Here is a 14,258-nt window from a genome sequence, read left to right as displayed (position 1 = left end):
GGCGCGCCGCGCGCCAGAGCAAGGGCAAGGGATGCCCTACATAACCCTCGTGAGTCGGTGCCAGCGTAGATCGGGATGGGAAGCAAAGCGCTTTTTTGCTCCCTCCCCCTTTGGGGGAGGGCTGGAGCGGGGGCCAGCGACGCTGGCTCGGGCATGTGCTTGGCTGCCTGCAGGCAGCCCCCATCCCCACCTTCCCCCAGAGGGGGAAGGAGTCTGAGACAGCTTGCTAATCAAGAAAGCGCACGCGGGTTTTAGAAGTGCTGCCGGCGCTCCCCGGCAGGGGTTGAGCGTGAGCTTGGTATTTGGCGCGGCTGGCGGGGATCGAACCCACGACCCTCGGCTTCGGAGGCCGATACTCTATCCACTGAGCTACAGCCGCTGGGAGCGCACGCGGTGCGCCCGTTTGCTGCGCTGGCATTCATGTGAATATCCGCATGGATATTCACATGAATGCAGGCAGCCGCGCATTATTGCACGCCGGTCACCCTAAATTCGGTAGTTGGATGCGCTTGCCAGTGCCGTGATCGGCGCGCCAGGCAAGGCGCGACGACGCAGCGGGCTACTGCCCGCAAGGAGGAGCAACGCCGCATGGTGTGGCGAGCGCGGTGCTGGCGGGTGCATAGCGCGGTTACCCGCAAGGCGAGCCACGCCGTAATCAAAAAACGCTCTATCCACAAGACCTTATCGGAGGTGGCAAGCGGTCAACTGCCGAATTTAGGGTCACAGCGCAAAGCCCAGGCCGCGCAGATAGGCGTCGACGGCGCCGCGGCCGTGGGCACGCAGGGTGAAGCCGGCATCCGACAGAATCCACGCCTGCAGCAATCCGTCGAACAGCCCCTGCAGGCCGATGGCGGCGGCGGCGATGTCTATGGGCAGCTGCACGCCCGCGTCCAGGCTGGCTTGCTGCAGGTTGCGTGCGAAACGCTCGCGCAGGAGCAGCAGGGAGTCGAGGTGGCGCTCGCGCATGGCGCTGAGCTCGCCGACGTATTCCACGCGAAACATGGCAATTTCAAGCACGCGGCGCAGGTGGGCGTCGCCTTCGACGGTGGCGAAGATGCCGTCGATCATCGCGCGCAGGCACTCGAGCGCAGGCACGCCGGGGGCGGGCTCGACGTCCAGATAGTCCAGCGTCAGCGGCTGGCGCAGGCGCTCCATCACGGCATCGAGCAGGTCGAACTTGTCCTTGAAGTGCCAGTAAATGGCCCCGCGCGTCGCGCCAGCGGCTTGCGCAATATCATTGAGCGAGGCTTTGGAGACGCCTTTTTCATGAAAGACGCATTCGGCCGCATCCAGCAAGCGATTGCGGGTGGCATCGGCATCTTCCTTGGTGCGGCGAGCCATGGTTTTGATGTCTCCGAAAACAGTGAAAGCAGTTGAGTATACATTCACGCATGTATGTATAATTGCGCGCTTTCGAACAATGATCTCCGGGTTTGACCTTATGGCAGGCTTCCGGAGTCTGGCCTCTCAGCCTCTGATGCCACCAAAGGACTTGCATGTTCCGCACCAACAACGCCAACCCTCTGCGCACCGGCGCCCTGGCCCTGTCGGCCGCCGCCGCCCTGCTTCTTGCCGCCTGCGGCCAACGCGACGCTGCCCCTCAGGGTGCGGGCGGGCCGCCACCCGCGCCCCAGGTGGGCGTGGTGACCGTGGCGCCCGCGGCGGTCGGCCTGGTCAACGAGCTGCCCGGCCGTCTGGAGGCGTCGCGCGTGGCCGAGGTGCGCGCGCGCGCCGCGGGCATTTTGCAAAAGCGCACCTTCACCGAAGGCAGCGACGTGAAGGCCGGGCAGACGCTGTTTTTGATCGACAGCGCGCCCTACCAGGCGGCGCTTGAGCAGGCACAGGCGAGCGTCGCGCAGGCGCAGGCCAGCCTGGCGCAAAACCGTGCGCTGGCGCAGCGCTACCAGCCGCTGGTGGCGGTCAATGCCGTGAGCCGCCAGGAATACGACAACGCGGTGGCCGCAGAGAAAACCTCCGAGGCCAACCTGGCCGCAGCCAAGGCGGCGGTGACGACGGCGCGCATCAACCTGGGTTACGCCACGGTGACGGCGCCGATTGCCGGGCGCATCGGCCGCGCACTGGTGACCGAGGGCGCGCTCGTCGGCCAGGGCACGCCGACCGAGCTGGCCGTCATTCAGCAGATCAACCCGCTGTACATCAACTTCACCCAGTCGGCGGCCGACGCGCTCAAGCTGCGCGCGGCCATGGCCAGCGGCAAGTACCAGCAGGCGGGCAAGGGCGCGGCGCAGGTCAGCGTGGTGCTGGAGGACGGCAGCATTTATGCCCACAAGGGCCGCCTGCTGTTTACCGACCTGACGGTGGACGCGACCAGCGGCCAGGTGACGCTGCGCGCCGAAGTGCCCAACCCGCAGTACGACCTGCTGCCCGGCCTGTATGTGCGCGTGCGCCTGGAGCAGGCGCAGGTGGACAACGCCATTTTGCTGCCCCAGCAGGCGGTGACGCGATCGGCCACGGCCGACACGGTGATGGTGGTGGGAGACGGCGGGCAGGTGGCGCCGCGCCCGGTCAAGCTGGGCCCCAGCCAGGGCAGCGACTGGGTGGTGCTGGGTGGCCTCAAGGCAGGCGAGAAGGTGATGGTCGACGGCTTTCAGAAGCTGCCGCGCGTGGCGCCCGGCCAGCCGATGGTCGTCCAGCCCGTGGAGGCGGGCGCAGGCAGCGGCGACACGCTGCCGGCCAAGCCGGCCAATGGCAACGCGGGTGACGGCGCGGACGGTAACGCGGACGGCAGCGCAGGCGCTGGCGCCAGCAAGTCCTGACCCACCGGAGCACGCCCCATGGCCAAGTTTTTCATTGATCGACCCATTTTTGCCTGGGTCATCGCCATCTTCATCATGGTGATCGGCGCGGTGTCCATCACCCAGCTGCCCATTGCCCAGTACCCGTCGGTGGCGCCGCCCACCATTCAACTGTCGGTCGCCTACCCGGGCGCCACCGCGCAGACGCTGGAAGACAGCGTGCTGTCGGTCATCGAGCGCGAGATGAACGGCGCCACCGGCCTGGCCTATATGGAGGCGACGGCGCAGGCCAACGGCACGGGCACGGTGGTGCTCAGCTTCGAGCCGGGCACCAACGACGACCTGGCGCAGGTGGACGTGCAAAACCGCCTCTCGCGCGCCACGCCGCGCCTGCCATCGGTAGTGGTGCAGCAGGGCGTGCGCGTAGAGAAGTCGCGCTCGAACTTTCTGATGTTCACCATGCTCACCAGCGACAGTCCGGACGTGAGCGTGGCGGCGCTTGACGACTACGCCGAGCGCAACGTCGTGCCCGAGCTGCAGCGCCTGCCCGGCGTGGGGTCGGTGACGCACTTTGGCGCCGAGCGCGCCATGCGCATCTGGGTCGATCCGGCCAGGCTCAAGGGACTGAACATCTCGCTCGACCAGGTCAACGCCGCCATCCGCGCGCAGAACGTGCAGGTGTCGGCCGGCAGCCTGGGCGACCTGCCCATTGCCGACGGCCAGATGACGACGGCCACCATCGTCGTGCGGGGCCAGCTGTCGACGGTCGAGCAGTTCGAGGACATCGTGCTGCGCGCCAACACCGACGGATCTTCGGTGCGCATGCGCGACGTGGCGCGCGTGGAGCTGGGCACGCAAAGCTATAGCGGCGGCGCCAACCTCAACGGCAAGCCTGCCGCCGCCATGGGCGTGCAGCTGACCTCCAACGCCAACGCGCTGCAGACGGCCAAGCTGGTCAAGGCCAAGTTCAAGGAGCTCGAACCCTTTTTCCCGGACGGAGTGAGCTACGCCATTCCCTACGACACCTCGACCTTCGTCGCCGTCTCCATCGAGAAGGTGGTCGAGACGCTGGTCGAAGCCGTGGTGCTGGTGTTTCTGGTGATGTTTCTGTTTCTGCAGAATTTTCGCTACACCGTCATTCCGACCATCGTCGTGCCCATTGCCCTGCTGGGCACGTTTGCGGTGCTGCTGGCGCTGGGCTTTTCCATCAACGTGCTGACCATGTTCGGCATGGTGCTGGTGATCGGCATCGTGGTCGACGACGCCATCGTCGTCGTCGAGAACGTCGAGCGCATCATGCGCGAGGAAGGCCTGGCGCCGCTGCCGGCCACGCGCAAGGCCATGGGGCAGATCTCGGGCGCCATCATCGGCGTGACCGTGGTGCTGATCTCGGTGTTCGTGCCGCTGGCCTTCTTTGCCGGCTCCACCGGCAACATCTACCGCCAGTTCGCCGCCACCATGGCAACGTCGATCGCGTTCTCGGCCTTCATGGCGCTGTCGCTCACGCCGGCGCTGTGCGGCACGCTGCTCAAGCCCGTCACGGCCGAGGAACACAATAAAAAGGGTTTTTTTGGCTGGTTCAACCGCTCTTTTGCCTCGACCACGCGCGGCTACGAGTCGGGGCTGGCGCGGCTGATTCGCCGCAGCACCCGCATGATGGTCATCTACGCGGCGCTGATCGGCGCGGTGGTGCTGGTCTACAACCGCCTGCCCACGTCCTTTCTGCCCAATGAAGACCAGGGCTTTCTGGTGGGCAACGTGCAGCTGCCGCCGGGCGCCGGCCAGGCGCGCACCGAGGCGGTGATGTCCGAGGTCAGCACTTACATGATGGCCCAGCCCGAGGTGGCCAACGTCGTCACCGTGGCCGGCTTCTCGTTCTCGGGCCAGGGCCAGAACATGGGTATTTCCTTCATCACGCTCAAGGACTGGAGTGAGCGCCCTGGCCCGGCGCACTCGGCCGAGGCCGTGGCCGGCCGCGCCACCGGCGCGCTGTGGGGTGTGCGCGACGCCTTCATCTTCGTCGTCAGCCCGCCGGCCATCCCCGAGCTGGGCAACGCCGCGGGCTTCACCTTCCGCCTGCAAGACCGCTCGAGCAAGGGCCACGACGCGCTGATTGCCGCGCGCAACCAGCTGCTGGGCATGGCCGCGCAGAGCAAGGTGCTGGACGGCGTGCGCCCGGACGGCATGGAGGATGCGCCGCAAATGCAGATCCAGATCGACCGCGAAAAGGCCGCCGCGCTGGGCGTGGGCTTTGACAGCATCAGCAGCGCGCTGTCGACGGCGCTGGGCTCGAGCTACATCAACGACTTCCCCAACCAGGGACGGCTGCAGCGCGTCGTGGTGCAGGCCGACGTGTCGGCGCGCATGCGCCCCGAGGAGGTGCTCGATATTCCCGTGCTCAACAACAAGGGGCAGGTGGTTCCGCTGTCGACCTTTGCCTCCACGCACTGGATCACGGGCGCCATGCAGACGGTGCGCTACAACGGCTATCCGTCGATGAAGATCGCCGGCGCCGCCGCGCCGGGCTTCAGCACGGGAGACGCCATGGCCGAGATGGAGCGCCTGGCCGCCCAGCTGCCCGAGGGCTTTGGCTACGAGTGGACGGGCCAGTCGCGCGAGGAAAAGCTCGCCGGCGGCCAGGCCATGGTGCTGTATGCGTTCTCGCTGCTGGCGGTGTTCCTGGCACTGGCGGCGCTGTATGAGAGCTGGTCGATTCCGTTCTCGGTGATGCTGGTCGTGCCGCTGGGCGTGCTCGGCGTACTGCTGGGCACGCTGCTTCGCGGCATGGACAACGACGTGTATTTCCAGATCGGCCTGATCACCATCATCGGCCTGTCGGCCAAGAACGCCATTCTGATCATCGAGTTCGCCAAGGACTTGCAGGCCCAGGGCAAGAGCGTGGTGGCCGCGGCGCTGGCGGCGGCGCACCTGCGCTTTCGCCCCATCATCATGACGTCGCTGGCCTTCACGCTGGGCGTGATGCCGCTGTTCCTGTCCACGGGCGCAAGCTCGGCCAGCCAGCGCGCCATCGGCACCGGCGTCGTCGGCGGCATGGTGAGCGGCACCCTCCTGGCGGTGATCTTCGTTCCGCTGTTCTTCGTCGTCGTGCGCAGCATGTTCAAGGGCAGCACACGCCAGCATGAGCACGACATGAAAATGGCACAGCACCACGAAAGCACCGAATGAAAGCCCTCATGCCCTCTTCTTTCATGCACACCGCGCCTCGGCTGACCGCCCTGGCCGCGGCCGCCCTGCTGGCCGGCTGCAGCTTCATTCCGACCTATGAGCGCCCGGCCGCCCCGCTGCCCGCCGGCTACACCCTGGCCGGCCCTGCGCTGGCTGCCGACGCCCCGGCGGCCACGGCCATCGACTGGAAGGATTACTTCACCGACGCGCGCCTGCAGCGCCTGGTCGGCATGGCGCTGGCCAACAACCGCGACCTGCGCGTCGCCATGCTCAACGTCGATCAGGCGCGTGCGCAGTTCCAGATCCGACGCGCCGATCAATTCCCCACCGTGAGCGCACTGGCCAATGCCACGCGCCAGCCCAACACCTCCGGCCAGTACGCCAACCAATTCCAGGTCGGCGTGGGCATCACCGCCTGGGAGATCGACTTCTTCGGCCGCATCGCCGCGCTCAAGGAGCAGGCGCTGGCGCAGTACCTGGCCACCGACGAGGCACGCAAGTCGGCCCAGATCAGCCTGGTTTCGGCCGTCGCCTCGGGCTGGCTGACGCTGTGCGCCGACGAGGAGCTGCTCGACCTGTCGCGGCGCACGCTGCAAACGCGCGAGCAGTCGCTGCAGCTCACCCGCCTGCGACTGGACAACGGCATCAGCTCCGAACTCGACTACGCGCAGGCGTTGAGCCTTGCGCAGTCGGCGCGCGCCACGCTGGCGCAGCAGCAGCGCCAGCGCCTGCTCGACGAGAATGCGCTGGTGCTGCTGCTCGGCCAGGCGCTGCCCGAGGACATCCGCGCCAGCCTGACCAGCGCGCGCCTGGAGGACAACTCGCCGATGCAGCCCCTGCCCGTGGGCCTGCCGTCGGATCTGCTGACGCGGCGCCCGGACATCCGCATGGCCGAGCAGCAGCTGATCGGCGCCAATGCCAACATCGGCGCGGCGCGCGCGGCCTTTTTCCCGCGCATTGCGCTGACCGCGCAGTTCGGCTCGGTCAGCTCCGAGTTGTCGGGCCTGTTCAAGAGCGGCAGCTGGGCGTTCTCGCTTGCGCCGCAGGCGGCCTTGCCGATTTTTGACGCCGGGCGCAACCAGGCCAATCTGGACGCCGCCATGGTGGGCCGCGACATTGCGCTCGCGCAATACGAGAAGTCCATCCAGAGCGCTTTTCGCGAAGTCTCCGACGCCCTCGCCGGCCTGGACACGCTGCGCCAGGAGATCGACGCGCAGACGGCCCTGGTCGACGCCAACCGCCGCAGCCTGGAGCTGGCCGACCTGCGCTACCGCAACGGCGTGGCCAGCCACCTGGATCTGCTGGACGCGCAGCGCTCGCTGTTCGGCTCCGAGCAGGCGCTGGTGGCCGCGCGCCTGCAGCAGCAGCTCAACCAGGTGGCGATGTACAAGGTGCTGGGCGGCGGCTGGACGCAACAACCCCAAGGCGAGGAGGACGCACCCCAGTCATGAAGCTGCTGCGCGCCGGGGCACTTCTATAATCGGTGCCCTGTTGATGTAACGCAAAACAAACCGAGGACACCATGAGCACCCCACACGACCAAGCCCACACCGGCCCCATCAAGACTCCTCAGCAATTGCTGGCCGGCGTTGTGCTGGGTTTTGTGCTGCCCATCTTCATCATCATCGGCCTGGCCGTGTACGTCACCTCCGCGCCCAAGCCCGGAGCCGGAGCCGGCAACATGGAAATGGCCATCGCCAAGCGCATCCAGAAGGTCGGCGACGTCACGATCGCCGTCGACGAGGCCGACCGCCCGCTGCATTCGGGCGAAGAGGTCTTCAAGGCCCAGTGCGCCGCCTGCCACGCCACTGGTGCGGCCGGAGCGCCCAAGTACGGCGACGCCGGCGAATGGGGCCCGCGCATCAAGACCGGCTACGACACCCTGCTGAACGCCGCGCTGCACGGCATGGGTGCCATGCCTCCGCAAAGCGGCGGCCAGTTCAACGAGACTGAAATCGCCCGCGCGGTGGTCTACATGGCCAATGCCGGCGGCGCCCAGTTCGACGAGCCCCAGGCACCTGCCGCGGAAGACGGCGACAAGGCGGCCGACGCCAAGTAATTCCGTTTTTATATCAATCGAGTACGCGAAGGTGAAGCGCAGACAGTGCTGTAGCACGGCAAGCGAAGCCGACAAAGTAATCGGTTGATATAGAAATGGAATAAAACCTACGGGCTCCCGAATGCCCCCGCAACCGGCCTCTCGGCCGGTTTTTTCATGCCTGCAACTGCGCGGGACTGAGCACAAAGCCGAACCGCGCCGGCAGCTCGTCGCGGCGCACTTCCCGTACTTCACCGCCCTGCTGCTCGATGCGCCGCGCCGCCAGCTCCATGTCCAGGCTGTGCACCAGGCCGAAGCCCTGCGCACAGTCCAGGTAGAGCCAGCCACGCTCGTCGACCAGCCATCGGGAGGTGCCCGCTGACTGCACTCCGGTGTGCGCGCACGCGCCGCCCTGGGGCTGCAGCCGCCAGACCAGCGGCGCGGCCTCGAGCTCGACGAACACGCGCTGCGGCCCGTTCTGGAAATACCAGCAACCCCGTACGTCGCACGTGTAGTTGCGCTCAATGAAGGCCAGCAGCCCCGGGTGCTCCAGCCGGTCGCCCCGGGCCTGCATGAAGTCACCGCGCGCCTGCGTCTGCGCATCACGCAAATACCAGCGCCCGCGGGCATCCAGGCCCAGCCAGCCATAGCAGTCGGGCACGTTGGGCCACTTGGCCATGGCCTGGATCACGATGTCGTCCATCGGTGCCTCCCTCCGCACGCCGCCGTGGCGGCGCAGACATAAAAAAAGGATGTGCGCAATGCACATCCCTAAGATTTTGCCGTTGTGGCGCGGCAGATCAGCGTTTCTCGCGGTATTTGCGCAGCGCGGCCAGCTGGGCGGCCATGATGGCCAACTCCGACTGCGCGCGAGCCAGGTCGACCTCGCTCTTGGCGTTCTTGAGCGCGTCTTCCGCGGCGGCCTTGGCCTCTTGCGCCTTGTGGTCGTCCAGATCCTGGCCGCGGATCGCGGTGTCGGACAGCACGGTCACCTGGTTGGGCTGCACCTCAAGAATGCCGCCGGCGACGAAGATGAACTCCTCGCTGCCGTCGGCCATCTCGATGCGCACCGAGCCGGGCTTGATGCGCGTGATCAAGGGCGTGTGCTTGGGCAGGATGCCCAGCTCGCCGGCCTCGCCGGGCAGTGCGACAAAGCGCGCCTGGCCCGAGAAGATCGACTCTTCGGCACTGACCACATCAACGTTGATGGTGTTCATGGGACTCCTTCGGTTGGGCGTATGGCGTCTGGCGTCGGGTGCGGGGCGGTCTCACGATGCCCTCCCGCTCCCAACGCTCAACCGGGCGCGATCAGGCAGCCAGCTTCTTGGCCTTCTCGAAGGCCTCGTCGATGGTGCCGACCATGTAGAAAGCCTGCTCGGGCAGGTGGTCGCACTCGCCGGCCACGATCATCTTGAAGCCGCGGATGGTCTCGGACAGCGGCACGTACTTGCCAGGCGCGCCGGTGAACACCTCGGCGACGTGGAAGGGCTGCGACAGGAAACGCTGGATCTTGCGAGCGCGGGCCACGGTGAGCTTGTCCTCGGGGGCCAGCTCGTCCATGCCCAGAATCGCGATGATGTCGCGCAGTTCCTTGTAGCGCTGCAGCGTGCCCTGCACGTCGCGCGCCACCTGGTAGTGCTCGTCGCCGACGACCTGGGGGTCGAGCTGGCGGCTGGTGGAGTCCAGCGGGTCGACGGCCGGGTAGATGCCCAGGGCGGCGATGTCACGCGAGAGCACCACGGTGGAGTCCAGGTGGGCAAACGTCGTGGCGGGCGAGGGGTCGGTCAAGTCGTCGGCCGGCACGTACACGGCCTGGATCGAGGTGATCGAGCCGACCTTGGTCGACGTGATGCGCTCTTGCAGCTTGCCCATTTCCTCGGCCAGCGTCGGCTGGTAGCCCACGGCGGAAGGCATGCGACCCAGCAGAGCGGACACTTCGGTACCGGCCAGTGTGTAGCGGTAGATGTTGTCCACGAAGAACAGCACGTCGCGGCCTTCGTCGCGGAACGACTCGGCAATCGTCAGGCCCGTCAGCGCCACGCGCAGACGGTTGCCCGGCGGCTCGTTCATCTGGCCGTAGACCATGGACACCTTGGACTCGCCCAGGTTCTCCAGGTTCACGACGCCCGAGTCGGCCATCTCGTGGTAGAAGTCGTTGCCTTCGCGGGTGCGCTCACCGACGCCGGCGAACACGGACAGACCCGAGTGCGCCTTGGCGATGTTGTTGATGAGCTCCATCATGTTGACGGTCTTGCCCACGCCGGCGCCGCCGAACAGGCCGACCTTGCCGCCCTTGGCGAACGGGCACACCAGGTCGATCACCTTGATGCCGGTCTCCAGCAGCTCCTGCGAGGGGCTCAGTTCGTCATAGGCGGGCGCCTTGCGGTGGATGGAGGCCGTGAGCGCCTGATCCACGGGGCCGCGCTCGTCGATGGGGTTGCCCAGCACGTCCATGATGCGGCCCAGCGTCGCCTTGCCCACGGGCACGGTGATCGGGTTGGCGGTGTTGGTCACCATCAGACCGCGCTTCAAGCCATCGCTGGAGCCCAGCGCAATGGTGCGCACCACGCCATCGCCCAGCTGCTGCTGCACTTCCAGGGTCAGCGCCGAGCCTTCGAGCTTGAGCGCGTCGTACACCTTGGGCATCTGCTCGCGCGGGAACTCCACGTCCACCACGGCGCCGATACATTGAACAATCTTGCCCTGAACGGGGGTGTTCTCTTGAGCCATTGTGTTTGCTCCAAAAATTTAAACTGCGGCGGCGCCTGCAACGATCTCCGAAAGCTCTTTCGTGATCGCGGCCTGGCGCGTCTTGTTGTAGACCAGCTTGAGCTCGTCGATGACGGTGCCGGCGTTGTCCGTGGCGGCCTTCATGGCCACCATGCGCGCCGACTGCTCCGAGGCCATGTTCTCGGCCACCGACTGGTAGATCAGCGACTCCACATAGCGCACGAGCAATTCATCGATGACCGACTGTGCGTCGGGCTCATAGATGTAGTCCCAGCTGGCGTGTGCCTTGTCCGTCTTCATGTGCTCGTCGGACAACGGCAGCAACTGCTCGACCACCGATTCCTGCCTCATCGTGTTGATGAATTTGGTGTAGGAAAGGTAGACCGCGTTGATCTTGCCCTCGGCGTAGGCATCGAGCAGCACCTTGACCGGACCGATCAGGCGCTCCAGATGCGGCGTGTCGCCCAGTCCGACGGACTGCGCAACCACCCTGGCGCCGATGCGGTTGAGAAAACCCAGGCCCTTGTTGCCAATGGCCACCGCCTGCACCTGATCGCCCGCGTCCTGCAGTTCACGCAGCTTGTTCGTGACCGCTCGCAGCACGTTGGTGTTCATGCCGCCGCACAGGCCCTTGTCGGTCGTCACCACGATGATGCCCGCCGTCTTGGCGTCGTTCACTTTCATGAACGGATGGACATACTCCGGGTTGGCCTGGCCGAGATGGGCGGCGATCGCGCGCACCTTCTCGGCGTAGGGACGGGCGGCGCGCATGCGATCCTGCGCCTTGCGCATTTTGGATGCGGCCACCATTTCCATGGCTTTGGTGATCTTCTTGGTGTTTTCCACCGATTTGATCTTGCCGCGTATTTCCTTGCCTGCTGCCATGTCGTTTCCTCCTTCGAATCAGACGAAGGATTTCTTGAACGCGGTAATGGCTTGCGTCAGTTCGGCTTCGTCCTTGCCTTCCTTGTCGAAGGCGCGGTTGGTGTCCAGGCGCTCCAGCAGCGCGCCGTTGCTCGTCTTGAGGAACTGGTGCAGGCCGGACTCGAACGACAGGATCTTCTTGACGTCGACGTCGTCCAGGAAGCCCTTGTTCACAGCGTACAGCGAGGCCGCCATCAGGCTGATGGGCAGCGGGCTGTACTGGGGCTGCTTGAGCAGTTCGGTCACGCGTGCGCCGCGGTCGAGCTGCTTGCGCGTGGCTTCGTCCAGGTCGGAGGCGAACTGCGCGAACGCGGCCAGCTCACGGTACTGCGCCAGGTCGGTACGGATACCGCCGGACAGGCCCTTGATCAGCTTGGTCTGGGCGGCACCACCGACGCGCGACACCGAGATACCGGCGTTGATGGCGGGGCGGATGCCGGCGTTGAACAGGCTGGTCTCCAGGAAGATCTGGCCGTCGGTGATCGAGATCACGTTGGTCGGCACGAAGGCGGACACGTCGCCGGCCTGGGTTTCGATCACCGGCAGCGCCGTGAGCGAACCCGTCTTGCCCTTGACCTCGCCCTTGGTGAACTGCTCCACATAGTGGGCGTTGACGCGGGCTGCGCGCTCGAGCAGGCGGCTGTGGAGATAGAACACGTCGCCGGGGAAGGCTTCGCGGCCCGGCGGGCGGCGCAGCAGCAGCGACACCTGGCGGTAAGCCACGGCCTGCTTGGACAGGTCGTCGTAGACGATCAGCGCGTCCTCGCCGCGGTCGCGGAAATATTCGCCCATGGTGCAGCCCGAATAGGCCGACACGTATTGCATGGCGGCCGATTCGGAGGCCGAGGCAGCGACGACGATGGTGTAGTCCATCGCACCAGCCAGTTCCAGCGAGCGCACCACGTTCTTGATCGACGACGCCTTCTGGCCGATGGCGACGTAGATGCAGGTCACGCCCTGGCCCTTCTGGGCGATGATGGCGTCGATGGCCACGGCCGTCTTGCCGGTCTGGCGGTCACCAATGATCAGCTCGCGCTGGCCACGGCCGATCGGCACCATCGAGTCGATCGACTTCTGGCCCGTGGCCAGAGGCTGGTCCACCGACTGGCGCGCGATCACGCCCGGAGCGACCTTCTCGATCACGTCGGTCATCTTGGCGTTGATCGGACCCTTGCCGTCGATGGGCTGGCCCAGCGCGTTGACTACGCGGCCGATCAGCTCGGGGCCCACCGGCACTTCCAGAATGCGGCCCGTGCACTTGACGGTATCGCCTTCGGAGATGTGCTCGTACTCGCCCAGAATCACGGCGCCGACGGAGTCGCGCTCCAGGTTCAGCGCCAGGCCATAGCTGGGTTGACCGTCCGAATCGGCGGGGAACTCCAGCATTTCGCCCTGCATCACGTCCGACAGGCCGTGAACACGCACGATTCCGTCGGTGACGGACACCACGGTGCCCTGGTTGCGGATATCGCTGCCCGCCTCCAGACCTTCGATGCGGCTCTTGATCAGTTCAGAAATTTCTGCGGGATTGAGTTGCATGACTCTTTCCTTCTTTCTTTAGTAAGCCCAGACCTCAACCGCCCTCAGGCCGTGAGGGCCGCTTTCATTTGTTCCAGACGGGCCTTGACCGATGTGTCCAGCACTTCGTCACCCACCACCACGCGCACGCCGCCAATGAGCGACTCGTCGATCTGCACCGACAGGTTGAGCTTTTGGCCAAAGCGCTTTTCCAGCGTGGAGCCCAGTTCGACCAATGCCGCGGCATCGATCGGATAGGCGCTGTAGACCACGGCATCGAGACTGCCACGGCCTTGGTTGACCAGTGCGCGAAACTGCGCCGCCATCTCGGGCAGCACCTGCAGGCGGCCGTTGTCGACGACGGTGCGCAGGAAATTCAGCGCCATCGCCGGCAAGTCCTTGCGTACGCCGCTGATGAGCTCAAGCACCTGCTCGCGCGTGACCTTGGGGTCGCCGGCCAACTGGCGCAGCGCAGGATCGGCGGCGATCGCCGCCAGGTCGTCGACCCAGGGCAGGGCCGCGGCGGCATCACCGCCGGCGCAGGCCTCGTACAGCGCCTCGGCGTAAGGGCGGGCAATGGTGGCAAATTCAGCCATGGCGCCTCTCCTTACAGCTCGGTCTTGAGGCGTCCGAGCAGGTCGGCATGGACGCCAGCGTTGACCTCCTTGCGCAGAATCTGCTCGGCACCCTTGACGGCCAGCGCGGCCACCTGCTCGCGCAAGGCTTCGCGGGCGGCAACCACTTGTTGCTCGGCCTCGGCACGCGCTGCAGCGACGATCTTGTTGCCTTCGTCGGTGGCACGCGTCTTGGCCTCTTCGATGATGGCTTGCGCACGGCGCTCGGCGTCGGCCAGGCGCGTGGCGGTTTCGTTGCTGGCGGAGGCCAGTTCCTGCTTGACGCGCTGGTCAGCGGCGGCAAGCTCGGACTTGGCCTTGTCGGCCGCAGCGAGACCATCGGCGATTTTCTGTGCCCGCTCATCGAGTGCCTTCGCGATCGGTGGCCACACGAATGTCATCGTGAACCACACCAGAATCAGGAAGACGACCAGTTGAACGAACAGGGTCGCGTTGATACTCACGGCAACACCTTTCTATTCTTGGGCGTTG

At 66.0% G+C, this 14,258-nt stretch carries 12 protein-coding genes and 1 tRNA gene; 4 read left to right on the top strand and 9 right to left on the bottom strand.

From position 1 onward, the window contains the following. Positions 1-303: 303 nt before the first annotated feature. Positions 304-379, bottom strand: a tRNA-Arg gene (locus ABD767_RS03345). Between the two features lie 341 nt (positions 380-720). After that, positions 721-1,341, bottom strand: a complete 621-nt coding sequence (locus ABD767_RS03340) for a TetR family transcriptional regulator (protein WP_103044526.1) — start codon at positions 1,339-1,341, stop codon at positions 721-723. Between the two features lie 155 nt (positions 1,342-1,496). Here ABD767_RS03340 and ABD767_RS03335 point away from each other — a divergent pair, with 155 nt between their 5' ends. The 4 genes from ABD767_RS03335 to ABD767_RS03320 all read left to right on the top strand — a co-directional run bounded on the left by ABD767_RS03335 (position 1,497) and on the right by ABD767_RS03320 (position 8,001). After that, positions 1,497-2,777, top strand: coding sequence for an efflux RND transporter periplasmic adaptor subunit (locus ABD767_RS03335; RefSeq protein WP_103044525.1), 1,281 nt, complete (start codon positions 1,497-1,499; stop codon positions 2,775-2,777). Between the two features lie 18 nt (positions 2,778-2,795). Beyond that, a complete protein-coding gene (locus ABD767_RS03330; protein ID WP_344868192.1) occupies positions 2,796-5,942 on the top strand; it encodes an efflux RND transporter permease subunit in 3,147 nt (1,048 codons plus the stop codon). Positions 5,943-5,965: 23 nt separating this feature from the next. After that, positions 5,966-7,393 (top strand): efflux transporter outer membrane subunit, encoded by a 1,428-nt coding sequence (locus ABD767_RS03325; RefSeq protein ID WP_425549890.1) that lies wholly within the window; start codon positions 5,966-5,968, stop codon positions 7,391-7,393. 71 nt (positions 7,394-7,464) lie between these two features. After that, positions 7,465-8,001: a c-type cytochrome gene (locus ABD767_RS03320; protein ID WP_103044522.1), complete on the top strand. Its 537-nt coding sequence runs from the start codon at positions 7,465-7,467 to the stop codon at positions 7,999-8,001. A 154-nt stretch (positions 8,002-8,155) separates the two neighbouring features. Here the strand turns inward: ABD767_RS03320 and ABD767_RS03315 are convergent, their stop codons facing one another. The 7 genes from ABD767_RS03315 to ABD767_RS03285 all read right to left on the bottom strand — a co-directional run bounded on the left by ABD767_RS03315 (position 8,156) and on the right by ABD767_RS03285 (position 14,230). Then, complete coding sequence (locus tag ABD767_RS03315) at positions 8,156-8,683, bottom strand: DUF2946 family protein (RefSeq protein WP_103045764.1); 528 nt, start codon at positions 8,681-8,683, stop codon at positions 8,156-8,158. Between the two features lie 97 nt (positions 8,684-8,780). Then, positions 8,781-9,197, bottom strand: a complete 417-nt coding sequence (locus tag ABD767_RS03310) for a F0F1 ATP synthase subunit epsilon (RefSeq protein ID WP_103045763.1) — start codon at positions 9,195-9,197, stop codon at positions 8,781-8,783. A 91-nt stretch (positions 9,198-9,288) separates the two neighbouring features. Further along, entirely contained in the window at positions 9,289-10,710 is a 1,422-nt protein-coding gene (gene atpD, locus ABD767_RS03305) for a F0F1 ATP synthase subunit beta (protein ID WP_103045762.1), read from the bottom strand. Between the two features lie 18 nt (positions 10,711-10,728). Then, positions 10,729-11,595 carry a F0F1 ATP synthase subunit gamma gene (gene atpG / locus ABD767_RS03300; protein WP_103045761.1) on the bottom strand — a complete coding sequence of 289 codons (867 nt, stop codon included), beginning with the start codon at positions 11,593-11,595 and terminating at the stop codon, positions 10,729-10,731. Between the two features lie 18 nt (positions 11,596-11,613). Further along, entirely contained in the window at positions 11,614-13,173 is a 1,560-nt protein-coding gene (atpA, locus tag ABD767_RS03295; protein ID WP_103045760.1) for a F0F1 ATP synthase subunit alpha, read from the bottom strand. A gap of 44 nt (positions 13,174-13,217) precedes the next feature. Beyond that, on the bottom strand, positions 13,218-13,748 hold the full coding sequence (locus ABD767_RS03290; RefSeq protein WP_103045759.1) for a F0F1 ATP synthase subunit delta: 531 nt from the start codon (positions 13,746-13,748) through the stop codon (positions 13,218-13,220). A gap of 11 nt (positions 13,749-13,759) precedes the next feature. Beyond that, positions 13,760-14,230, bottom strand: a complete 471-nt coding sequence (locus tag ABD767_RS03285) for a F0F1 ATP synthase subunit B (protein ID WP_103045758.1) — start codon at positions 14,228-14,230, stop codon at positions 13,760-13,762. Between the last annotated feature and the right edge of the window lie 28 nt (positions 14,231-14,258).

Origin of the sequence: Comamonas faecalis (genome assembly GCF_039538025.1) — a bacterium.
GTDB classification, from domain to species: Bacteria; Pseudomonadota; Gammaproteobacteria; order Burkholderiales; family Burkholderiaceae_C; genus Comamonas_C; species Comamonas_C faecalis.
The sequence above is the reverse complement of the archived record's forward strand: the minus strand, read 5'-3'. Positions and strand labels throughout refer to the sequence as shown.

Bases quoted from the DNA above. Each gene is read 5' to 3' on its own strand.
- atpA (WP_103045760.1), bottom strand. From the start codon at position 13,173: ATGCAACTCAATCCCGCAGAAATTTCTGAACTGATCAAGAGCCGCATC.
- ABD767_RS03290 (WP_103045759.1), bottom strand. From the start codon at position 13,748: ATGGCTGAATTTGCCACCATTGCCCGCCCTTACGCCGAGGCGCTGTAC.
- ABD767_RS03325 (WP_425549890.1), top strand. From the start codon at position 5,966: ATGCACACCGCGCCTCGGCTGACCGCCCTGGCCGCGGCCGCCCTGCTG.
- ABD767_RS03340 (WP_103044526.1), bottom strand. From the start codon at position 1,341: ATGGCTCGCCGCACCAAGGAAGATGCCGATGCCACCCGCAATCGCTTG.
- atpD (WP_103045762.1), bottom strand. From the start codon at position 10,710: ATGGCTCAAGAGAACACCCCCGTTCAGGGCAAGATTGTTCAATGTATC.
- atpG (WP_103045761.1), bottom strand. From the start codon at position 11,595: ATGGCAGCAGGCAAGGAAATACGCGGCAAGATCAAATCGGTGGAAAAC.
- ABD767_RS03330 (WP_344868192.1), top strand. From the start codon at position 2,796: ATGGCCAAGTTTTTCATTGATCGACCCATTTTTGCCTGGGTCATCGCC.
- ABD767_RS03310 (WP_103045763.1), bottom strand. From the start codon at position 9,197: ATGAACACCATCAACGTTGATGTGGTCAGTGCCGAAGAGTCGATCTTC.
- ABD767_RS03315 (WP_103045764.1), bottom strand. From the start codon at position 8,683: ATGGACGACATCGTGATCCAGGCCATGGCCAAGTGGCCCAACGTGCCC.
- ABD767_RS03335 (WP_103044525.1), top strand. From the start codon at position 1,497: ATGTTCCGCACCAACAACGCCAACCCTCTGCGCACCGGCGCCCTGGCC.
- ABD767_RS03320 (WP_103044522.1), top strand. From the start codon at position 7,465: ATGAGCACCCCACACGACCAAGCCCACACCGGCCCCATCAAGACTCCT.